Genomic DNA, 20,671 nt, shown 5'->3' on the forward strand with positions numbered 1-20,671 from the left:
TATTTAAGTGTTTAAAAATGTAAAGTTAAGCGCAACTATCTATTTATTGTTCTCCTTTGAATTATTTGTTCTATCCTGCTAATGAAACACCAATTAATGAACCTATTCCATAGGTTACCGCTGCTGCTACCAATCCGAAAGATACTTGTCTAAGTCCCGAAAACATAATACTTTTCCCAGTTAATAATGTTATTGCGGCCCCAATTCCGAAAAGGCCTATCATACTGCTTCCAATACTCAATAAAATCGCATTTTTCCCATCTAAAAACATAAACGGATATAATGGAATAATCGCCCCTATTGAAAATAAAACAAAAGATGCTATAGCTGCTTCCCATGCAGAGCCTCCTAATTCTTCTTTATCGATTCCCAATTCTTCTGTAATAATTGCGTCTATGGCTGTTTGTGGATTTTCAAATGCTTTATCAGCTAGTTTTTGAGCTTCAACGATGTTCATTCCTTTGGCTTGATATAATAAAACCAGTTCTTTTTTCTCTTCTTCCGGCGAAGCTTCCAGTTCTTCTGTTTCTAAGTCAATTTGGCGTTGGTTTAATTCTCGAGAACTTTGTACCGAAAGCCATTCTCCTAATGCCATAGAGATTGCTCCTGCCAAAAGTCCTGCAATCCCAGTCAATAATATCGTATTATTAGAAACGGCGGCACCGGCAACTCCCATAACCAAACTCATATTAGAAACCAATCCATCATTAGATCCTAAAACCGCTGCTCGCAATGCATTCCCTCCAACAGACTTATGTCGACTTTCGAATTTAGATAAAAAACCTCCAGAAACATTTAGCGCAGCATTATTATTTACAGCTTCTATAATCTTAAGATGGTTGTGTTCAAAACCTGTAGGCTTCTCTCCACTTTCAATTTTATTTTTGATTGCATTTACTGCAAATTGTTTTTCAATACTTGAAAGGCTACTAATGATTGAATTATATCCAAAAAGTTTACCCAACTTCAACTGTACTTTTGCGCGTGATGAAGGCAAGGGCATTTGATAATTGGACTCAAATGTCAATATTTTATTGAGCATATGTTGTGCATGTCCCTCTTCAATATCAGATAAACTTTGTAAAACTCTTGTCAGATTACCATCCGATTGTATTGAAGCAATACTCTCATACAAAAAAGCAGTATCTACTTCTGTTTGTAATTGACCTTTTAGTTTATTTAAATCCATAGTTATTTTTTTTCATTTAAAAGACAAACTTTTTTCAATATAAACCTATTCTCATTTTTTTATAAATATTTAGCGGTTTTAGCTTACACTTAGTTTTACTTGAGTGCCAATATTTTCTTTACTTGAAATTTCAATCTCTACTTTTAGCATATCACAAATTCTTTTAGTAATTGATAAACCTAGACCTATTCCTTTAATTTCTGGAATATTTGTTGAATTTGTTGTTCTATAAAAGGAATGAAATACTTTGTCTATTTCATTTTCAGAAATTCCGATACCATTGTCAACAATTTCAAAAAAAGTTGTCGATTTTACATTATTATATAATATGTAGATCGAACTATTAGCATTAGAATATTTTAAAGCATTTGAAATCAAATTATTTAAAACAATAGAAAGAAAATACAAATCTGATTCAATGTAATACTCCTTTTCAAAGTCCTGCTTAATAGTGATGTTTTTCTGTTTTATTTTTGAAGCAAAACGACTCAATATTTCATTTACAATCTGAATAAGATTAATTTTTTTAATCCTTATAGATAATTTTTGATTTTCAAATCGTGCTAATAGTAATAATTCGCTCCGTTAATTCGTCAAAACTGAACGGTTTTCTTATATAATCATTGGCTCCGGCTTTCAGCCCTTCTATTGTTTCCTGAAGAGTATCTTTGGCCGTTAAAAAAATAATTGGTGTACTGTTATCTTTTAATCGAACCGCATTACAAAGCTCTAAACCAGTCATTTTTGGAAGCATCCAATCCAATAATATCAGATCAAATTTTTCTTTTTGAATTAATTCAAATCCTTGTAATCCATCTGTTGCGAAGGTAATTTTATAGCCTTCTTCTTCTAGTCCCTGTTTAAGGAATTGTATAATACCAATTTCATCTTCGACAATTAAAATATGCAACATTTATTGCATTATAAATTTAACACCTAAGGATACAATGTTTGCATTTAAACCATCATTTCTAACATAATGATTGTATCTGAAATCGATATTTTTTAATCCAAATTTCCAAATTTTGGAACCTAGCAAAATATCTAAATAGCTTACGCCCAAGCCATACTGACTGGCATTAAATGCTGATAAATCGTAGTCTGAAGTATAGTATTTTTCAGTTGAAATATGCTTTTCAAAAGGAGCAAAATAGTCGGATGCTGTTTGCACATAATATCTGTACATAGGATAAACTGTAAATTTCTCTCCTAATTTAATTGGTAATTCAATAGAAGCGGTATGAGCCTGAACACCCCAATTATCTTCGTAATATCTATAATACGTCTTGGCAACTATATATTCATTTACATAAAAATTGATTCTTGCACCTATTGGAACTTTAAAACGAGTATTTGGCAATCGTTCAATATCATCCGCAAGTCTGTAAACGCCTTTATTTTCCGGTGTTTCATATACAGGGATATACTGCGCTTGTCCAATATAATAATTTGATTTATCTAAAAAATAAACTCTTTGATAAGGTGTAGCCAATAATCCTTCTTGTTTTAGAACATCCATGAATATTGACATTTGAATCCTTTTTGAAAGTATTTGTGAGAAAGATAAAGACGCCGAATATGAATTTCTATTTTTGGTATTATAAGTTGTAAAAGCAGAAGGCAAATAACCATTTGAGGCATTCCCATTCTGATCCATAATCGTCACTCCAAAAAAATAACCTTGATTCTGGAAATTATTTACATATAATGAATACTCATGTAATTCTGTAGGATAGATAGGTCTCCATTGATCTAAATACGCATTTACTTTTAAGCCTATTTCCGTATTTTTTTCATTGAATAATTTGGTTAACCCTCCGCCAAAACCAACGGAAGTATAGTCATATTCATTGGAAAATGAAACATCTACGCTCCAAATTGTATTTCTACTATCAGAACTATGACTATAATTTGTAACGATTGAGGCCAATTCATCATTTCCAGAAGCACCCGAGGATGCCTGCCAAGGCGTTCCATATGGACCTGTCGAATTCCCGGAACCAGATGCACCTGTAGCATTAAATGGGTTTATATTACTTGATGATGCTGAAGTATATGCAGAAATTCCAACATCAAATGTCAAAACATCATCTTCATTTAATGGCACAGCTACAACGATATTAGAAGCAATATCAGTTAACTTTTCAGAACCAATTCCCCCAGCAACAGGAGAGTGCACTCCGTCTTGTTTGTAATAGCTGGATAAAAAATCAACTTCTGTATTTTCTAAAACTCTTTTCTTAAAAGTTGTTGTCGTATCTTGAGTTTGAGCCATCGCAGCTACATTTACTAATAAAACAATTAAATATATTCTTTTTTTCATGACACTTACTTAATTACAACCACAGCCACCACCAGTTTTTCCTCCATTTGCTCCAGCAGCAGCTTCCCGATACACTTGAAAAGTAGTCTCATATCGTTCTGCGGTTTTTGCACTTAACTTCATATCCGGATCATTGATAAATTGTTTATCATATTCTTTTACCGCTACACAAGATTGCATTACAACTATTAGAATTATAAAAAGCACTGCTTTATTCATCTTTATATTTTTTTAAATCTATATTTTTTGAGGAAAATATTTTTCCGTTATCATCAACATAAATACAACCAATTCCCGGTAACTGATTTACTAAATCTAATCCAACATCAACTCCTAAAACAAATATACCAGTTGCTAAAGCATCCGCTAATTCCGTTGTTTTTGCAAAAACAGATACACTTATAACACCAGATGAAGGATAACCTGTTCTTGTGTCAATTATATGGGAATATCTTTTTCCGTTGAAAGTTACAAATTTCTCATAGCTTCCTGATGTTTCTACAGCGCTATCCTCTAATGGAAATGTTGCAAATATTTTATTTTTGTTTAAAGGGTTCTTAATACCTACTTTCCATTTCTCCCCATTGGTCTGTTTCCCCCATGTATTAATGTCTCCCGAGATGTTTACGATTCCGGCAACAACACCTTTAGAAATTAGTAAAGTTTTAATTTTATCTGCTATAAATCCTTGTCCAATTCCGCCTAAACCCAGTTTCATACCGTCAAATTTTAGAAATAGGGTATTGTTCTTATGGTCTAAAATTATATTTTTATATCCGACTTTTGAAACAGAATTTTTTATCTCTTCTGGAGTTGGCATTTTAGTCATACTTCCGTCAAATTTCCAAATCTTATCCATAGAAGCATAACTAATATCAAAAGCACCTGAAGTTAATTCTGATATTTTTATCGAGCGTTCTACTAAATCAAAAACTTCTTTAGGTACTTTAACTGGTTTTATCCCTGCAAATTTGTTAACCTGTGAAATTGGAGTTGTTGGAATCCAATCAGAAATTAGATTTTCAATTCGAGATACTTCTGCAACTGACATATCTATATAATAATCAGCCTCCGGAATATCTTTTGCCACAACAGTCATCTCAAAAGGGCTGCCTAACATCGATAAAGTCCTTTTTTGCGTTACTTGAGCTGATCCGAAAGTACCGGCCAAGAGAAAAGAAATAAAAATAATTAATCTCATTATTATTACTTTATAAATGAATTAAGCAGGTCAACATATTCTGTGGGAGAAACTTTTTTATAACCTGTTTTTGCCAATACCTTTCCATTTTTGTCCAAAACGACAACTAATGGAAACATTCCATCTTTATTATATTTCTCTGCCAAACTTTGGTTCTGTTTTTTTATTTCCGGAGACAATTGATTTTGCTTTTTCTTCGGGAAATCTGCGCGTTCTAGAATTAGATTATTTTTTGCATATTCCATAAACTCGGCCGATTTCCAGATGTCTCTATCGAGCTTAATACAAGGTCCGCACCAATCTGAACCAGAAAAAACGAGTAAAATATTTTTATTCTGGTTATTTGCCTCCGTTTTTGTAACCTCAAAATTAGTTTTCCATTCTTGTGAATAACCAATTGTTACAAAAAAAAGTAACATTAATACCATTGTTTTTTTCATGATTTATTTTCGTTTTTTATTTATGAATATACTCTAAGAGAGTTTCCGGTCAATGAAGTATTGTATTGTTTCAAATTTGTGTTTGCCGGACCACGTGTAACCACACCTGTACTACTAAACTGCGCTCCATGATTTGGACAAAGGAAATCATTTGCTGATGCAACGTAATTTACATTAGTGCCTTCATGTGTACACGCAGCTGATACTGCAATGAAAGTTCCTGAATTAGTTCTTGCAACAACAATACCTTGTGATACTAAATATCCTCCATTTGTTGCTAATGAACCTGAACTCACATCAAGCAAAAAATCTACTCCACTTGGTGCCGGTGCTGGCGATGGTGAAGTGGAATTATCACTGGAACAACTAGAAGCTAGTCCCGCTATACATGCAGGTAGTAATGCGGCCGCTGCTCCAAACCCAACCCTTGAAAAAAATTCTTTTCTATTCATATTTAATTATTTTTTTTATTAATACTATTGCTACTGTACAAATTAACTCTAAATATAAAAGAAAATTGTTGAAAATTAACCTTCTTAAGCCAAAATTAAGAATGCAATACATCTAGCACTTAATGCTTTTATTGTTTCAAATTAGTATTTTTGTAAAAAATAACTTCCAATGACGCTTTCAAAAAAGTTTTCCCCATTTTACAATCTTATGCTTTTCTATATTATTGTAAGTATAGTTTTAAGAATAGTTTTATTATTTCATCCTATTACTCAAAGCTCATTTAGTTTTATCGATATCATTAAAATATTCGGTTTTGGATTGATTTCTGACTTTTTCATTTTTGTATTGGTGAGTGGCTTTTTATGGTTATACCTGATTTTTATTTCCAATTCAAAATACTTTAACCCTTACGGTTACCTATTTTTCGGATTATTAGTAGCTTTTTTGTTATATGTGTCATTTGGCAACACGATTCTTAATGAATATGGCGGAGCTTTGCCTACAATTGGAATTGCTTTCATTGCCATAAAAACAATTTTATTTGGGTTATTACTCTTTTTACCAAAATATCGCAGTCAAATCAGGTTCTGGTTATTCACATTTGTCATTTTCTTGTATGTCGTTTTAATTTTGCAAAATGGAATCAGTGAATACTTTTTCTGGAATGAATTTGGTGTAAAATATAATTTTATAGCCGTAAATTATTTGGTTTATACCAATGAGGTTATCGGTAATATTATGCAGTCTTACCCTGTTATTCCTATATTCAGCGCATTGTTTATTGTTGCGGGTTTAATAACCTATATAATTGTAAGAAGATCGAGAAGTTATATTGACAACATCCCAACTTTTATCCAAAAAATACAATTATCCGGAATATATCTTACTCTTTTTGGACTTTCTTTATTCGCAATACCAGTTTTAGCGACTCAGGAAAATTCTCAGAATATTTTTGCGAATGAATTAGAAGCAAATGGAATATATAAATTCTTTTTAGCCTTTAAAAATAGTGAATTAGACTATTTTAAATTCTATAAAACATTACCAGAAAAAGAAGCATATACTTTGTTGCAAGAACAAATTCCTGGAATTTCAGGAGAAACTTCTTTACGTAAAATTCAAAATGAAGCTACAGAGAATCATAAGAATGTAGTATTAATTACCATCGAAAGTTACAGTGCTGATTTTATGAAAGCATACGGAAATGAGTCAAATCTTACTCCGTTCTTGGATAGTTTAGCAACAAAAAGTTTAATGTTTACTAATCTTTATGCCGTGGGGAATAGAACCGTTCGAGGTCTTGAAGCCGTAACTTTGTGTTTCCCGCCTACTGCTGGTGAAAGTGTGGTAAAAAGAAAAGATAATAAAAACAAATTTTCAACTGGAAATATCTTTAAACAGAAAGGATACAATGTAAAATTCCTTTATGGTGGTGATGCTTTCTTTGATAACATGGAAGATTTTTATATCGGAAATGGCTACGGAATAGTGGATAAAAAAACATTCACTCCTGAAGAAATTACTTTTGCGAATGTATGGGGCGTTTGTGACGAGGACATGTACAATAAAGCCATTAAGGTCATGAATGTTGAAGCTAAGCAAAACAAGCCGTTCTTTAACCACATTATGACGGTAAGTAATCACCGACCATTTACGTATCCCAACAATAAAATTGATATTCCAGGAGATGCCAAATCTCGTGATGGTGGCGTAAAATATACAGATTTTTCGATGAAGAAATTCTTCGAAATGGCGAGCAAGCAACCTTGGTTTGCTAATACTGTTTTTGTCATTCTTGCAGATCATTGTGCTTCTAGTGCAGGAAAAACAGAACTTCCCGTTGATAAATACAGAATTCCGGCAATGATTTACAGTCCGGGTTATGTTCAACCAAAACAATACACGAATTTAATGTCTCAAATCGATGTCATGCCTACATTATTGGGATTATTGAATTTTAATTACCAAAGTAAATTCTATGGTGAGGATGTCTTAAAACCAGATTATAAACCTAGAGCTTTAATAGCAACGTATCAGGATTTGGGATTGATAAAAGATAACGTTCTAACGGTTATTTCGCCTAAAAAACAAGTAAAACAATTTCAATTGACATTAAAAAAGGAGCAAAAAACAGCCCCCGATTTTCAAATCTATTACGATCAAATTCCTTTGGTAAAGGAAAGAACCGATTTAGTAAATCAAACTATTTCGTATTATCAAACGGCTTCGGATATTCTAAAGAAAAAGAAATATCAGAATGTAAACTAAATGAAAATGGGTGAGATATTAGTCTCACCCATTTTTATTTAGAATAATTACTGAAAATAAATTATTCTTTTTCGCTTTCTAAACCAAAAAGATCTCCTTTTTTAAATGATTTTAAATCCTGTTTTAGTCCTTTTTTATTGCGTTTTGTAAGTGCCGCATTATCAAGGTTACTTAAATCCGGTTTACCAGCATTTACCCAAGCAGTGTACCAAAAACTAGCCGTTGCAGTAATCGCTTTTTTCATTTGTTTCTCAACCATGCCGTCTAAAGCCGTATGAAGGTTACCTGCATATTCATCAGAATATAGAATGCCACCATATTTATTCTTTACGATCTTTCCGGCTTCATCAACAACATACATTTTATTTTCAGGAGTCGCAGTTCTTAATTTTTTGTCAATAGCTAATAATGGTTCCACTAAATTATGTGTGTCTAGAATAATATCCCATGTTGCCTGATCTACATTTTCAATATATTTACCTTGTTCTACATTGAATTTATACTCTTTTACAAATAATTCAGGCAAACGGCTTTCCCATAAAGAATGAATTCCTTTTTGATTGGTATTTTGACCATCATGATTGTCTGAAGTATGCAATGGCATATGGGCATCTCCAATATAATGTCCTAGGTCAGCAGCAATGAATAATATTTCAGTTTTTCTTTTTTCTTTGAAGGCCTTCGTCAATTTGCCCATCATTTCCTGAATGTACCAAGGTAATGTTCCATTTTTCGACAAGAATTTCTCATCATATTTTTTCTTGGCAGCTTCCATAGTTTTAGGAAAACTGTCATTAGCACCAAAATTCTCCATGTCAAAATAATGACGAGGACCTTCTGATTTGTCACTTAAAACAGATTTTCTTAAATCTGGAACAGTTGATTCCTGCGTAATAAAATCAATATGATTATAAAAAAAAGTCTGTAATGGTTTTGGGAGCGCCATTACTGCAGCATTGTTGATTCGTTCATGTCCGACAATACCCCAAGATAAAAGAAAAAAAGTAATACTTATTACAGATAACGCAATAAGTGTAGGTCTAATTTTAAAATTTTTCATTAAATTTATTTTTTTTGAAGGACAAATGTATTTCTTTAAATCGTTATTTAAAAAAATCTAGTTTAAGATTCTGTTAATTTTAAAAAAAATCTATCTAAATGTTTCGCCATCAAGGAAAAAACAGAACTTTTATTCATAATTTACGTTTGGCAACATTATTGTCATTTGTGGCGGGAATTGTAAATGTCACAGGAGTTTTATCGATAAAAACCTTGACAACGAATGTCACAGGTCATTTTGCCTATTTTGCTGAAGAGGTTATGAGGCATCATTATTCCGCTGCAATTACTTTTTTTATTTTTACAATTTTCTTTCTAATCGGTTCTTTTGTATCCAATTTTTTAGCTGAATTAATTTCGAAAAAACATCCAAATTTATCCCATGTTATTCCCATTACCTTAGAAATAATTGTTTTGATTGGTGTTGGGATTTTCGGAGGACAATCGGAATTATCTTCGTTTGAAGGCAAATGGATTGCTTTTTCTCTGCTTTTTGCTATGGGAATTCAAAATTCATTGGTAACAAAAATTTCGCAATCAACGGTCAGAACTACCCATTTGACAGGACTTTTTACTGATTTAGGAATAGAGCTGTCCCAACTTTTTTTCTATAAAAAACCGGAAGAAACAAAAAAATTAAAGACCAGTATTTATTTAAGATTATCGATTATAATTTTTTTCTTTCTAGGATGCTTTTCGGGAGGTTTTATGTATATTTTCTTGGAAATGAAAACACTTTTTGTATCCGCGTTCTTTCTTTCGGTGGCACTTTTATATGATTACATCAGACTTCAATTTCATTTTATTAAAAGAAAAACCTTTCATCATAAAACTAATTGAGATAAATTATTGCCGAAAGAGTGCCAACTGCAATGAACATCCAGAGTGAAATACCTTGTAATAAAGGTTTCAAACCAACCGATTTTAATGCATTTAGATTCAAGCCTGCACCAATTAAAAACAAAGTTACCGTAAGACCTATTTTAGCAATTGATACTAAATGAGGCGCTATTATGGCAGTTTGAGGAATGTAAGTATTCATGATCATGGCCAATATAAATAATCCGATGAAATAGGGGATTTTGATTTTACTTGATTTGTTTTTAAATATTAAAGAAGTAATCAATCCAGTTGGAATTATCCATAATGCACGTGCTAATTTTACAGTTGTTGCGACCTGCAATGCTTCGGGTCCATATTTACTGGCAGCGCCAACAACAGAACTGGTATCATGAATAGCAATAGCGCACCATAATCCAAATTCTTTTTGTGATAAATCCAACCAATGCCCTACAGCAGGAAACAAAAATAATGCAACCGAATTCAGAATAAAAATAACTCCCAAAGCAACTGATGTTTGCTTTTCATCTGCTTGTATTATCGGAGCCATTGCAGCTATAGCGCTTCCTCCACAAATAGCAGTTCCACAAGAAATTAAATGGGAAGTTTTCTTTTCGATGTTAAACCATCTTCCAAGAAAAGCTCCTAAAATTAAAGTACTAAAAATAGATGCGACTGTAAATAGAAAACCTTCCTTTCCCGCTGATAAAGCGGTAGTGATATTCATACCAAAACCTAACCCAACAACCGAAATTTGCAGCAATATATTCGTTGCTTTATGGTTGAGATGTATAAAAGGATGCCCAGAAATATTTGCTAAAATTAAACCTAACAACAAAGCAATTGGTGGGGAAATAAATGAAGTCACACAAACCAATAACAAAACAGCAAAAATAATTTGTTGCAATGTTGGATTGATTTTTAATGAATTAATGCTGGTATATTGATTCGCTTCCAAAGTAAAACTGTTAAATTATCACCTAACAAAGGTGCACAGATAATTCAATAGTTACCAATTGTATAAAATAATGACTTATAACTATAAGTTATAGTAACTGGCTATGTTTTTAATAAATAGTTCCGAAAGCGAATCTGTTTTTCCTTGCAAAGTAATAATATAAAAAAAACGTTCAATCATTAAGTTTTTGACATCAATAATAGTCAATTCATTGTTTCTTAACTCTTTATTTATAGCGTGAATCGAAATAAAAGCAACACAATCAGAATTCATCAGATACGATTTTATACTTTCGGTGCTTCCTAACTGCATTTCAATCGTTAGTTGAGAAAGCTTAACGTCAAAAGGTTTTAACGCGTATTCAATAACTTCCAGTGTTCCTGAACCTTGTTCCCGCATTAGAAATCGCATGTTTTTAAAATCTTCTTTCGTTATTTCTTGTTTGTTAATCAAGGGATTTTTACTGTTGCAAACCAATACTAATTCATCTTTTAAAAATTTGGTGTAATTAATCGCCTGATTTTTAGATTGTCCTTCGACAATTCCTATTTCAATTTCCTTTTTCAATAAGGCGCTTTCAATTTGCTCTGTATTACCATTAAGCAAATTCACCTTGATATCCTGCAATTTTTGATGGAAACGCGCTAAAAGTGGCGGAATTATATATTGAGAAATCGTAGTGCTGGCTCCCAATCGTAACATTCCTTGTTGTTTATTTATGAGAGCACTCAAATCAAAATCTAATTCACGGTAAATTTCAAATATATTTTTAGTGTGTTTTAATAACAGCTCTCCAGCTTTTGTAAGTGAAATTTTCGAACCATTTCTATCAAAAAGCTTGATTTTGTATTGTTCTTCTAATTCTTGAATGTGTTTAGAAACGGCAGGTTGCGTAATAAACAACTCGGTTGCTGCTTTTGTAAAACTCAATCTGTTGGCAACAGTAAAGAATACTTTTAGTCTAAAATCCATATTTCTGTTTTTAATTGGACCTACTGTTACAGCAATCCATTATATTTTCTAACAAACCATTCTGTCGCCAGAAGAATGGAAATCAAAACTAACAACCAAACCCAATCAATCAAAGGCATTTTGGTCATATTGTTTTTTTGAATTGATTTATATTCCTCATTTTCTAAAAGTGATTTTATCAAAACATCCGTCTGATCCGGATAATACTCTTTTCCCTGCGTCTGCAATGCTAATTGAGATAATTTTTCTACGTCGGGATTTACAAATTGTTTTTCAATATCAAAATCCAGAATTTCAAAATGACTGGAATAGGTAGTTTTTGAATTTAATTCTTTTACAGAAAAATTATAACTTCCCGCAGAAAGACCATCAAGATTAACGGTATAAGAATTATTTCCTTTTAATAAGTCGTAGTTTTTAGTTTGTTTCGTTTTAGTATTGGTAAGGGCAATCGTCAATCGTGCTTTTTCGTCAAATTCATAATTTTTATTAAAATACTGCGCTGAAATTTCAATAGCTTCTCCTGAATTATAAAAACTTTCATGTTCTACAACTAATGATTTCTTGGAGTTATTGGAAGCCAAAAACTGAACAATCTTATCTATAAAAATATCAAATTTTTCAAAGGACTGATTATCAATATGACTCTGTAAACGCCATTTCCAGCTATTTTCACCTAAAAGAAAAGCAGAACGTTTTCCTTGATTTTCTGAAAAAGCAAGTAACGGAGCACTCGTTTCAATATTTCTGATTTTTGATGAAAGCAAAACAGACACATTACCATTGGCAATTACAGTTCCAAAAGGATTTTGCAAAGGAGGAAAATTTTCAAAACCAATATTATCACTTGCAAATAAATTAAACTGAGAACTAAATACAGACAAATAGTCTTCTTTTTGTCCACTCATTTTAAATGTTAGACTGCTTTGGTTTTGATTCAAAAAATTGAAATCGGTATTATTTCCAGTAATAATAAAAGTATTGATTCCTGCTAATTTAGCGGTGTCAAAGACGGACTTAAATTCGCTAGTTGGTTGGTATAAAATCAAAACATTATAACCTTGTAATGATTTGATATCTTTTGGCTTAACAATAGTGACTTTACGCTGTGCATTAGTTTCAATTGCGTGCTTCAAAGCAGCAACATCAGGGTGATTTATAGCTGAAACTATGGCCAAATTTGTTTTTTGATCAATAACTTCTACGGCGAAATTCTTATTATTATTAAAAATGTTTTTTTCTTTTTCACTGGATGTAATAGTAGCTTTAAAAACCTGTAAACCTACTTTATTAGCTGGCAAGAGTACATTTATTGTTGCCGTCTTTTTCGAAGGAGAAAATAAAATATTTTGTTTGCTTACTACTGAATTTCCTTGCGTAATAGTAAAATTAGCTGATACATTTTTGGTTCCTGAATACTGCAAAAAAACTTCGGCCGGGAATTTATTTTTGTAGAAAGCATATTTATTAACGTTCAGTTGATTGATTTTTAAGTCAAATAATTTTGTCGTGTCGCCTAATATTACCGGATAAATTTTATTTAATGGGTCAAAACTATAGACGTAATCATTCCCTGAAGTCTGGTTTCCATCAGTAATAATAACCGTCGGAAAAATAACATTCCGATTAATACTCTTTAAGTTCTTGGCTATTACTTCAAGGTTCGTTTGCGTTCCATTAAAATTAAACCTTGAAGATGGCTCAAAATCAGTATCAAATTGATAGGATTGCACATCAAACTTATCGTTGATTGCCCCGTTAGTGCTAACTTTTTTATACACTTCTAATGCTTTTTCTTTGGCATTCAAAAAAGCAACAGAACTAGAATTGTCAACAACAACTGCTAAAGGTGTTTTTACAATTTGTAAAGTGTTTTTGGTTATTATTGGATTTATAAGTAATAATAAAATAAAAAATATGGAGGCAAAACGCAAAAATGCCAAAAACAAATTGACTTTCGATTTGTTTTTAGCATTGTATAAATATTGGTAAAATGATAAACTACCTGCTATTAATAATGAAAGTATAATCAATAAAATAGTTGTTGTAGTCATTCTTTTTTATTTAAAAATTCAAAGATTAAATGATTTAAAGATTATGAAATTTCAACAATAACTCTTCAACCTAATTTTTAAATCTTAAGATTATTTAATTACATTAAGTAAGCATTCCTCCACAAACATTCATAACCTGACCGGTTACGTATGCACTCATGTCAGAAGCAAAGAAAAGACACGCATTAGCAACATCTTCAGTAGTTCCGCCACGTTTCAAAGGAATTCCATCTCTCCAAACTTTTACAACATCTTCATTTAACTTAGCGGTCATTTCAGTTTCAATAAATCCTGGTGCAATTGCGTTGCAACGAATGTTACGAGAGCCTAATTCTAATGCTACTGATTTTGTAAAACCAATAACACCCGCTTTAGAAGCCGCATAATTAGTCTGACCTGCATTACCCTTCACTCCTACTACAGAACTCATGTTAATGATAGATCCAGAACGTTGTTTCAAGAAAGTTCTTTGAATGGCTTTGGTCATATTAAAAACGGATTTCAAATTAACATCTATAACTTGGTCAAAATCCGCTTCAGACATACGCATTAACAAATTGTCTTTAGTAATTCCAGCGTTATTTATCAAAACATCAACATTTCCAAATTCAGCAATTACTGCATCTACTAGAGTTTGTGCTTCGGTAAAATCAGCAGCATTTGATTGATATCCTTTGGCTTTAATCCCTAAAGCGTTCAATTCATTTTCAAGAGCCAAAGCTGATTCAACAGATGAACTGTACGTAAAAGCAACATTTGCCCCATTTTTAGCAAAAACTTCTGCAATTCCTTTACCAATTCCACGACTTGCGCCAGTAATTATAACAACCTTTCCTTCTAGTAATTTCATGTTCTAAAATTAATTTAATATTTATTTGAAGCTATTCCTGCTATCCGTTTCAATCTTTTTCTCTTGTTCCCCTCCTCGCTTTTTAAGCAAACTCAAACCGACAAGAAAAAGGATTTCGACTTCTATCAGGGCTAATTTACACTTGTCAAATATAGCAATAATTGTGGGTTCAAAAAAAATTACAGCTTCAATTAAACCTTTTATAAAAAAAAAGGTCCTAAAACTAAGTAAAACTGTTTAACATGATTAAAGCTTCAAAATATTTAGATGCAATCCTAATAAAATTACTAGATTTGAAATTGACTCTAATTTTTATAAAAAGTAAAAAAAATAATCTAAAATACAAGAAACCCAAATAGAATCAACGACTTCATTTTTTAACTTAACCAATTAATATGAACAAGATATCCTCCTTACTTTTTTTTTGCAGGATTACTCGTTTTTACAGCTTGTAGCAAAAATGAAAGCACGGAAACAACTGTGATTGCCGATTCCTACCCTAATGTGACTGCTACTTTTTCTGATAAAATTGACTTAAATAATTTGAGTAATTATGCTAACCTAAGCATCCCTTCTTACATAACTAAAGATAACATTGCAGGAAATCCAGTAACTGACAAAGGAGCGACATTAGGTAGGGTTCTATTTTATGGTAAAACTTATTCTTAAATAATACAATTTCATCTTCTTCCTGCCACATTCAAGCAAATGCTTTTGGAGATGTGGCTATTGCCAGCGACGTAATAAAAAGAACGACCTCCAGACATTCGATGAGATTGCTAAATTCTAGATTTTCAAGAGAAAACAAGTTTTTTTGGGACAAACGAGCAGCCACATCAGAGTTACATACGACACAACCTATTCAAAATCAAATTGAAATAGGTTTTAGCGAAACCTTAGGTGATGCAAACTTGATAGTACTAATTTCAAAATTGCAGAACATTGGGTATTACAAAGAATTGTTTAAATATACGCATGGCTCTGAAATCATTACTGAAAGCAAGATTCAGCTGGCTTTGGCGCAATTTATTAGAAGCATAAAATCGTTTGATTCTAAATACGATGCTGGAAGGCCATTAGTTGCAAACGACGGCCAACCCTTCAGCAACTTTACAACATAAGAAAATCAAGGTGAAAATTTGTTCCTGGCGCCTCCGGTTTTTGACGCAACCGGAAACAGAACTTCTGGAGGAGTAGGATGCGCGATTTGCCATGCCGCACCTGAATTTGACATTGATCCCAATACAAAAAAAAATGGTATTATAGGTATTTTAAACGCAGCGGGAATTGACATCACAAACACAAGAGCACCTTCATTGAGAGATTTGGTAAAATCAAACGGAAGTTCAAATGGTTTATTTATACATACGGGAAATTTAGCAACACTACAAAATGTTATTGGGCATTATGGAAGTATCAATTTAGCTCCCGGAAATACAAATTTGGATCCAAGATTAGCGCCAAATGGTGTTGGACAAAAATTAAATTTTACTGCTCCCGAAGTTAACGCTCTTGTCGCTTTCATTCAAACATTATCAGGAACTAATGTATATGTAGATACAAAATGGTCGACACCCTTTAAATAAAAAAAGCTCCAAATAGGAGCTTTTAAATTATTTTAAAAAACGGATTGTATTAAAAAGCTACATTCCATTTTGGTAATCTTTCATTTTCATCAAAGAAATTTTGCAAAACTTGTCCTTCTACAAATGTTGGGATTATTTTAGTTTTATCATTGAAAGTTTCATACCAAACCACTTCAATTATACTAATGTCTTCGATTTTCATTTGAGCTGGCCAAGAATATTTTCTTCCAGTTTTTGCAAATTGGTGTCCTTCAACGATTTTATCCTTAAGACCACCATTTTTAATTTTCAAAGTTCCGTCATTCTGAACCGTTCCAGTAGAACCAACCATAATTAACTCTTTCTCATCTCCTACTGAATAAACTAAAAATACTCCAGATCCTTCGGAAGCATTACAAACTTCTTCTAAACTATCATCTTTAGTAAATAAAAATTGATTGGTAACTTTGAATTTTTTTAACTCTTTGTACATATTATTATATTTTTATTTGAATTGGCTTTAACAAAAAAAATACCTCACAAAATCGTGAGGCTCACTGAAAACCATTCGTTTATGTTTGCTCTTATTATTATTAACTGGATAAACCAAAGAATTTTAATAAAGTGCAAAGATATTTCTTTAATTCAATTTATAATAAAAAAGCCCCACAAATTGTGAGGCTTTTAAAATATTTAATTCACGGTTAGATTAACCTAAAACTTCTTTAACTTTTTTACCAATTTCAGCTGGAGAATCCACAACGTGTATTCCACATTCTCTCATGATTTGTTTTTTAGCTTCAGCAGTATCGTCAGATCCACCAACGATAGCACCTGCATGTCCCATTGTACGTCCTGGAGGAGCCGTAACTCCCGCAATAAATCCTACAACTGGTTTACGGTTACCATCAGCTTTAATCCAATGAGCAGCATCCGCTTCTAATTGTCCACCAATTTCACCTATCATTACGATACATTCTGTCTCTGGGTCATTCATCAATAATTCTACTGCTTCTTTTGTAGTAGTACCAATGATCGGGTCTCCACCAATACCAATTGCAGTAGTGATTCCTAATCCTTGTTTTACCACTTGGTCAGCAGCTTCATAGGTTAATGTTCCTGATTTAGAAACAATACCCACAGTTCCCTTTTTGAAAACAAATCCTGGCATAATTCCAACTTTAGCTTCACCTGGAGTAATTATTCCTGGGCAGTTAGGTCCGATTAATCGAGCATTTCTTTCTTTAACATAGCTATTCGCTTTAATCATATCAGCTACAGGAATTCCCTCAGTGATAGCGATAATTACTTTAATACCTGCGTCAGCAGCTTCCATAATTGCATCAGCAGCAAAAGCTGGCGGAACAAAAATGATTGTAGTATCTGCCCCTGCTTGCTCAACGGCATCTTTTACCGTATTGAAAACTGGTCTGTCTAAGTGAGTTGTTCCACCTTTTCCTGGAGTTACACCACCAACAACATTCGTACCGTATTCAATCATTTGCGAAGCATGGAAAGTTCCTTCGCTTCCAGTAAATCCTTGAACAATTATTTTGGAATCTTTATTAACTAAAACACTCATGATATATATTTTATGTAGTTTTTAAATTTGTGAAGCAAAAGTAAGGTTTTCGAAATTATTTCCGAGCCTTTTTTTGTCAAAATAAATTATGATAATTGACTCATTTGATACCCTCTGAACAATTTATTATCTTTTATTTGCCATATCGCCATAAAATGAGCTAATAACATTTCCTCTCTTGGATTTTCAATCGTTTTTACAAAATGAGAATACCGAACCGAAATAGTGTCGTTCTCCGCAATTATTTGGCTTATTCTTACTTTGGAGCGAACATAAGCTTTGCTTAAATCATGGGATAAATTCAATAAGGAATCATAATTCAATTGTAAAAATCCCTTACTGCTATTCCAATCCAAAAGAACATCAGGATGCAAAAATTCTTTCATGACATCACTGTCAATCAGCGCATCTGATTTATAAAATTTTTGAACAATTTCTTTAGCAGACATATTATTTTAATTTATTTAGGATTTCTGGGATCTTCTTAATATTAGCCAGTTGTTTCAATTTTTCTCTTGATTCTTCTATTGGAGTGCCAAAATAAGACTTACCGCCTTCCACAGATTTAGTCACTCCAGTTTGACCCAGAATAACTGCCTTTGCTCCAATTGTTATCCCACTTGTAGTTCCAACTTGTCCCCAAATCGTTACATCATCTTCGATTATTACACATCCTGCAATTCCAGTTTGTGAAGCAATCAAACAGTTTTTCCCAATCACGGTATCATGACCTACGTGAACCTGATTATCAATTTTAGTACCTTCTCCAATGGTAGTGTCGCCTGTAACTCCTTTGTCTATTGTACAAAGAGCACCAATTCCAACATTATCTTTTATTACCACACGACCTCCGGAAAGTAATTGATCATATCCTTGAGCACGCTTTTTATAATAAAAGGCATCAGCTCCAAGAATTGTACCTGCGTGTATCATTACATTGTCACCAATAACCGTATAATCATAAATGGAGACATTAGAATGAATCAAACAATTTTTCCCAATAGTTACATGATTTCCAATAAATGTATTTGGTTGTATAATAGTTCCTTGGCCTATAGAAGCTGAAGTGGCTATTGACACATTGGAAAACTGGAAAGGTTTAAAATGATTGGTTAATTTATTGAAATCTCTAAAAGGATCATCAGAAATTAAAAGTGCTTTTCCTTCCGGGCAATCCACTTTTTTATTAATTAAAACTATAGTAGCTGCTGAATTTAATGCTTTGTCATAATATTTAGGATGATCTACAAAAACGATATCACCTGATTCAACAACATGGATTTCATTCATTCCAGATACTGTAAAATTAGGATCACCAACATATTCACAGTTGATAATATTTGCAATTTCTTCTAAAGAATAAACTTTTTGGAATTTCATAAATTTAATATTCAGTATTCAACTTTAAGTATTCAGTTTGATTGCAAACTGAATACTGAAAACTGTAATTTACTCTTTTACTCGTTCCATGTAAGAACCAGTTGCTGTATCAATTTTTATTTTATCTCCTTCATTAATAAATAAAGGAACATTTACTGTCGCTCCAGTTTCAACTGTAGCTGATTTTGTAGCATTTGTAGCTGTATTTCCTTTAATTCCAGGTTCAGCATAAGTCACTTCAAGAACTACTGAAGCCGGCATATCAACTGAAAGCGGTAAATCAGTTTCAGTATTGATACTTACCATTACATTTTCTCCTTCTTTTAATAAATCAGGTGAATCTAATATGTTTTTATTCAAAGAAATTTGCTCGAAAGTCTCTGCATTCATAAAGTGAAACAAATCACCTTCTGGGTATAAATATTGAAATTTATGATTCTCAACTCTAACTTCTTCAATTTTATGTCCTGCAGAAAAAGTATTGTCCAAAACTTTCCCATTAGTTAAACTTCTTAGCTTAGTTCTTACAAACGCAGGGCCTTTACCTGGTTTAACGTGAAGGAATTCAATTATTTTATATATATCATTATTGTACTTGATGCACAATCCGTTCTTAATATCTGATGTAGATGCCATTACATTGTTTGTTTATTATTAATATTTTTATATTGTACTAACTGAAATTAATTTTAATAATTTCCAGAATATCCTTTCATTACTCCCCTTGACGAATTTCTGATAAAATCAATAATTTCATCTCTCTCCGGTGTTGCTTCCATCTCCGCTTCTATAATTCCTAAAGCTTGAGTTGTGTTATAATTTTTTTGATAAAGAATTCGGTATATATCCTGAATTTCTCTAATTTTTTCTGTTGTAAATCCTCGTCTTCTTAACCCTACAGAATTGATTCCAACATAAGATAACGGTTCTTTTGCCGCTTTTGTGTAAGGAGGAACATCTTTTCTAACTAATGACCCGCCTGATATCATGGCATGATCCCCTATCTGAATAAACTGATGTACTGCTGCCAAACCACCAATCACTGCAAATTTACCCACAGTAACATGACCTGCAAGGGCAACTCCGTTTACAATAATTGCATTATTACCAATATGGCAATCGTGCGCAATATGAGCCGTAGCCATTACTAAACAATTATTACCCAGTGTTGTTTGTCCTGATGCTATTGTACCTCTATTAATAGTTACGCATTCTCTAATCGTACAATTGTCTCCAATTATTGCTAAAGAATCTTCTCCACCAAACTTCAAATCTTGTGGAACAGCTGAAATAACTGCACCAGGAAAAATATTACAATTTTTCCCTATTCTCGCCCCTTCCATAATGGTAACATTTGATCCAATCCACGTTCCGTCACCTATAATAACATTATTATGAATGGTCGTGAATGGCTCAATAACTACATTTTTTGCAATTTTAGCGCCTGGATGAACATATGCTAGTGGTTGATTCATTTTCTTTTTTTAATCGTTTAACTGTTTTATCGATTAATCGAATTAACGATTAATCAAATCAA

At 32.4% G+C, this 20,671-nt stretch carries 23 protein-coding genes and 1 pseudogene; 5 read left to right on the top strand and 19 right to left on the bottom strand.

Translation table 11 applies throughout. The features are described 5' to 3' along the window. Positions 1-70: 70 nt before the first annotated feature. The 8 genes and pseudogenes from ACFX5D_RS13735 to ACFX5D_RS13770 all read right to left on the bottom strand — a co-directional run bounded on the left by ACFX5D_RS13735 (position 71) and on the right by ACFX5D_RS13770 (position 5,605). Positions 71-1,189: a VIT1/CCC1 transporter family protein gene (locus ACFX5D_RS13735; RefSeq protein ID WP_379858778.1), complete on the bottom strand. Its 1,119-nt coding sequence runs from the start codon at positions 1,187-1,189 to the stop codon at positions 71-73. Positions 1,190-1,267: 78 nt separating this feature from the next. Further along, positions 1,268-1,681: a sensor histidine kinase gene (locus ACFX5D_RS13740; protein WP_379858779.1), complete on the bottom strand. Its 414-nt coding sequence runs from the start codon at positions 1,679-1,681 to the stop codon at positions 1,268-1,270. A gap of 82 nt (positions 1,682-1,763) precedes the next feature. Further along, positions 1,764-2,099 (bottom strand): annotated as a pseudogene (locus tag ACFX5D_RS13745) (response regulator transcription factor); the annotation flags it as partial. A 3-nt stretch (positions 2,100-2,102) separates the two neighbouring features. Then, positions 2,103-3,512: a DUF3570 domain-containing protein gene (locus ACFX5D_RS13750; protein WP_379858780.1), complete on the bottom strand. Its 1,410-nt coding sequence runs from the start codon at positions 3,510-3,512 to the stop codon at positions 2,103-2,105. A 9-nt stretch (positions 3,513-3,521) separates the two neighbouring features. Further along, a complete protein-coding gene (locus ACFX5D_RS13755) occupies positions 3,522-3,731 on the bottom strand; it encodes a DUF4266 domain-containing protein (RefSeq protein WP_379858781.1) in 210 nt (69 codons plus the stop codon). After that, complete coding sequence (locus ACFX5D_RS13760) at positions 3,724-4,713, bottom strand: FAD:protein FMN transferase (RefSeq protein WP_379858782.1); 990 nt, start codon at positions 4,711-4,713, stop codon at positions 3,724-3,726. The genes ACFX5D_RS13755 and ACFX5D_RS13760 overlap by 8 nt, the downstream gene beginning before the upstream one ends. A 5-nt stretch (positions 4,714-4,718) precedes the next feature. Continuing rightward, positions 4,719-5,153 (bottom strand): thioredoxin family protein, encoded by a 435-nt coding sequence (locus ACFX5D_RS13765; RefSeq protein ID WP_379858783.1) that lies wholly within the window; start codon positions 5,151-5,153, stop codon positions 4,719-4,721. A gap of 20 nt (positions 5,154-5,173) precedes the next feature. Next, positions 5,174-5,605 (bottom strand): QcrA and Rieske domain-containing protein, encoded by a 432-nt coding sequence (locus ACFX5D_RS13770; RefSeq protein ID WP_379858784.1) that lies wholly within the window; start codon positions 5,603-5,605, stop codon positions 5,174-5,176. Between the two features lie 169 nt (positions 5,606-5,774). Here ACFX5D_RS13770 and ACFX5D_RS13775 point away from each other — a divergent pair, with 169 nt between their 5' ends. Then, entirely contained in the window at positions 5,775-7,874 is a 2,100-nt protein-coding gene (locus ACFX5D_RS13775) for an LTA synthase family protein (protein ID WP_379858785.1), read from the top strand. 61 nt (positions 7,875-7,935) lie between these two features. On the opposite strand, the gene ACFX5D_RS13780 is transcribed toward ACFX5D_RS13775, so the two are convergent. Beyond that, positions 7,936-8,934, bottom strand: a complete 999-nt coding sequence (locus tag ACFX5D_RS13780) for a zinc dependent phospholipase C family protein (RefSeq protein ID WP_379858786.1) — start codon at positions 8,932-8,934, stop codon at positions 7,936-7,938. A gap of 98 nt (positions 8,935-9,032) precedes the next feature. On the opposite strand from ACFX5D_RS13780, the gene ACFX5D_RS13785 reads away from it, so the two are divergent. Further along, positions 9,033-9,773 carry a YoaK family protein gene (locus tag ACFX5D_RS13785; RefSeq protein WP_379858787.1) on the top strand — a complete coding sequence of 247 codons (741 nt, stop codon included), beginning with the start codon at positions 9,033-9,035 and terminating at the stop codon, positions 9,771-9,773. On the opposite strand, the gene ACFX5D_RS13790 is transcribed toward ACFX5D_RS13785, so the two are convergent. The 4 genes from ACFX5D_RS13790 to fabG all read right to left on the bottom strand — a co-directional run bounded on the left by ACFX5D_RS13790 (position 9,766) and on the right by fabG (position 14,607). After that, a complete protein-coding gene (locus ACFX5D_RS13790) occupies positions 9,766-10,731 on the bottom strand; it encodes a YeiH family protein (protein ID WP_379858788.1) in 966 nt (321 codons plus the stop codon). The two genes, ACFX5D_RS13785 and ACFX5D_RS13790, sit on opposite strands and share 8 nt — an antisense overlap. Before the next feature lie 81 nt (positions 10,732-10,812). Beyond that, positions 10,813-11,703: a LysR family transcriptional regulator gene (locus ACFX5D_RS13795; protein ID WP_379858789.1), complete on the bottom strand. Its 891-nt coding sequence runs from the start codon at positions 11,701-11,703 to the stop codon at positions 10,813-10,815. Between the two features lie 26 nt (positions 11,704-11,729). Further along, on the bottom strand, positions 11,730-13,757 hold the full coding sequence (locus tag ACFX5D_RS13800; RefSeq protein ID WP_379858790.1) for a hypothetical protein: 2,028 nt from the start codon (positions 13,755-13,757) through the stop codon (positions 11,730-11,732). A gap of 103 nt (positions 13,758-13,860) precedes the next feature. Continuing rightward, complete coding sequence (gene fabG / locus ACFX5D_RS13805) at positions 13,861-14,607, bottom strand: 3-oxoacyl-[acyl-carrier-protein] reductase (protein ID WP_379858791.1); 747 nt, start codon at positions 14,605-14,607, stop codon at positions 13,861-13,863. Positions 14,608-15,087: 480 nt separating this feature from the next. On the opposite strand from fabG, the gene ACFX5D_RS13810 reads away from it, so the two are divergent. The 3 genes from ACFX5D_RS13810 to ACFX5D_RS13820 are packed head-to-tail and all read left to right on the top strand — an operon-like array spanning position 15,088 to position 16,193. Beyond that, entirely contained in the window at positions 15,088-15,276 is a 189-nt protein-coding gene (locus tag ACFX5D_RS13810) for a hypothetical protein (RefSeq protein WP_379858792.1), read from the top strand. 53 nt (positions 15,277-15,329) lie between these two features. Next, positions 15,330-15,728 (top strand): cytochrome c peroxidase, encoded by a 399-nt coding sequence (locus tag ACFX5D_RS13815; RefSeq protein ID WP_379858793.1) that lies wholly within the window; start codon positions 15,330-15,332, stop codon positions 15,726-15,728. Between the two features lie 18 nt (positions 15,729-15,746). Beyond that, positions 15,747-16,193, top strand: coding sequence for a hypothetical protein (locus ACFX5D_RS13820; protein ID WP_379858794.1), 447 nt, complete (start codon positions 15,747-15,749; stop codon positions 16,191-16,193). Positions 16,194-16,242: 49 nt separating this feature from the next. Here the strand turns inward: ACFX5D_RS13820 and ACFX5D_RS13825 are convergent, their stop codons facing one another. The 6 genes from ACFX5D_RS13825 to lpxA all read right to left on the bottom strand — a co-directional run bounded on the left by ACFX5D_RS13825 (position 16,243) and on the right by lpxA (position 20,609). Continuing rightward, on the bottom strand, positions 16,243-16,665 hold the full coding sequence (locus ACFX5D_RS13825) for a hypothetical protein (RefSeq protein WP_379858795.1): 423 nt from the start codon (positions 16,663-16,665) through the stop codon (positions 16,243-16,245). A gap of 216 nt (positions 16,666-16,881) precedes the next feature. Beyond that, positions 16,882-17,754 carry a succinate--CoA ligase subunit alpha gene (gene sucD, locus ACFX5D_RS13830; protein ID WP_035672307.1) on the bottom strand — a complete coding sequence of 291 codons (873 nt, stop codon included), beginning with the start codon at positions 17,752-17,754 and terminating at the stop codon, positions 16,882-16,884. A gap of 86 nt (positions 17,755-17,840) precedes the next feature. Beyond that, positions 17,841-18,203, bottom strand: coding sequence for a nuclear transport factor 2-like protein (locus ACFX5D_RS13835; protein WP_379851976.1), 363 nt, complete (start codon positions 18,201-18,203; stop codon positions 17,841-17,843). Position 18,204: 1 nt separating this feature from the next. Next, a complete protein-coding gene (locus tag ACFX5D_RS13840) occupies positions 18,205-19,134 on the bottom strand; it encodes a UDP-3-O-(3-hydroxymyristoyl)glucosamine N-acyltransferase (protein WP_379858796.1) in 930 nt (309 codons plus the stop codon). 69 nt (positions 19,135-19,203) lie between these two features. Continuing rightward, positions 19,204-19,770, bottom strand: coding sequence for an elongation factor P (efp, locus tag ACFX5D_RS13845; RefSeq protein ID WP_379851974.1), 567 nt, complete (start codon positions 19,768-19,770; stop codon positions 19,204-19,206). A gap of 53 nt (positions 19,771-19,823) precedes the next feature. Beyond that, positions 19,824-20,609, bottom strand: a complete 786-nt coding sequence (gene lpxA / locus ACFX5D_RS13850) for an acyl-ACP--UDP-N-acetylglucosamine O-acyltransferase (RefSeq protein WP_379858797.1) — start codon at positions 20,607-20,609, stop codon at positions 19,824-19,826. Positions 20,610-20,671 lie beyond the last annotated feature (62 nt).

This window comes from Flavobacterium fructosi, from assembly GCF_042787335.1.
Taxonomy (GTDB): Bacteria; Bacteroidota; Bacteroidia; order Flavobacteriales; family Flavobacteriaceae; genus Flavobacterium; species Flavobacterium fructosi.

Coding starts and splice junctions, on each gene's coding strand:
- sucD (WP_035672307.1), bottom strand. CDS start 17,754: ATGAGTGTTTTAGTTAATAAAGATTCCAAAATAATTGTTCAAGGATTT.
- ACFX5D_RS13825 (WP_379858795.1), bottom strand. CDS start 16,665: ATGTACAAAGAGTTAAAAAAATTCAAAGTTACCAATCAATTTTTATTT.
- ACFX5D_RS13760 (WP_379858782.1), bottom strand. CDS start 4,713: ATGAGATTAATTATTTTTATTTCTTTTCTCTTGGCCGGTACTTTCGGA.
- ACFX5D_RS13750 (WP_379858780.1), bottom strand. CDS start 3,512: ATGAAAAAAAGAATATATTTAATTGTTTTATTAGTAAATGTAGCTGCG.
- efp (WP_379851974.1), bottom strand. CDS start 19,770: ATGGCATCTACATCAGATATTAAGAACGGATTGTGCATCAAGTACAAT.
- ACFX5D_RS13735 (WP_379858778.1), bottom strand. CDS start 1,189: ATGGATTTAAATAAACTAAAAGGTCAATTACAAACAGAAGTAGATACT.
- ACFX5D_RS13765 (WP_379858783.1), bottom strand. CDS start 5,153: ATGAAAAAAACAATGGTATTAATGTTACTTTTTTTTGTAACAATTGGT.
- ACFX5D_RS13780 (WP_379858786.1), bottom strand. CDS start 8,934: ATGAAAAATTTTAAAATTAGACCTACACTTATTGCGTTATCTGTAATA.
- ACFX5D_RS13800 (WP_379858790.1), bottom strand. CDS start 13,757: ATGACTACAACAACTATTTTATTGATTATACTTTCATTATTAATAGCA.
- ACFX5D_RS13795 (WP_379858789.1), bottom strand. CDS start 11,703: ATGGATTTTAGACTAAAAGTATTCTTTACTGTTGCCAACAGATTGAGT.
- ACFX5D_RS13755 (WP_379858781.1), bottom strand. CDS start 3,731: ATGAATAAAGCAGTGCTTTTTATAATTCTAATAGTTGTAATGCAATCT.
- ACFX5D_RS13770 (WP_379858784.1), bottom strand. CDS start 5,605: ATGAATAGAAAAGAATTTTTTTCAAGGGTTGGGTTTGGAGCAGCGGCC.
- fabG (WP_379858791.1), bottom strand. CDS start 14,607: ATGAAATTACTAGAAGGAAAGGTTGTTATAATTACTGGCGCAAGTCGT.
- ACFX5D_RS13785 (WP_379858787.1), top strand. CDS start 9,033: ATGTTTCGCCATCAAGGAAAAAACAGAACTTTTATTCATAATTTACGT.
- ACFX5D_RS13775 (WP_379858785.1), top strand. CDS start 5,775: ATGACGCTTTCAAAAAAGTTTTCCCCATTTTACAATCTTATGCTTTTC.
- ACFX5D_RS13840 (WP_379858796.1), bottom strand. CDS start 19,134: ATGAAATTCCAAAAAGTTTATTCTTTAGAAGAAATTGCAAATATTATC.
- lpxA (WP_379858797.1), bottom strand. CDS start 20,609: ATGAATCAACCACTAGCATATGTTCATCCAGGCGCTAAAATTGCAAAA.
- ACFX5D_RS13835 (WP_379851976.1), bottom strand. CDS start 18,203: ATGTCTGCTAAAGAAATTGTTCAAAAATTTTATAAATCAGATGCGCTG.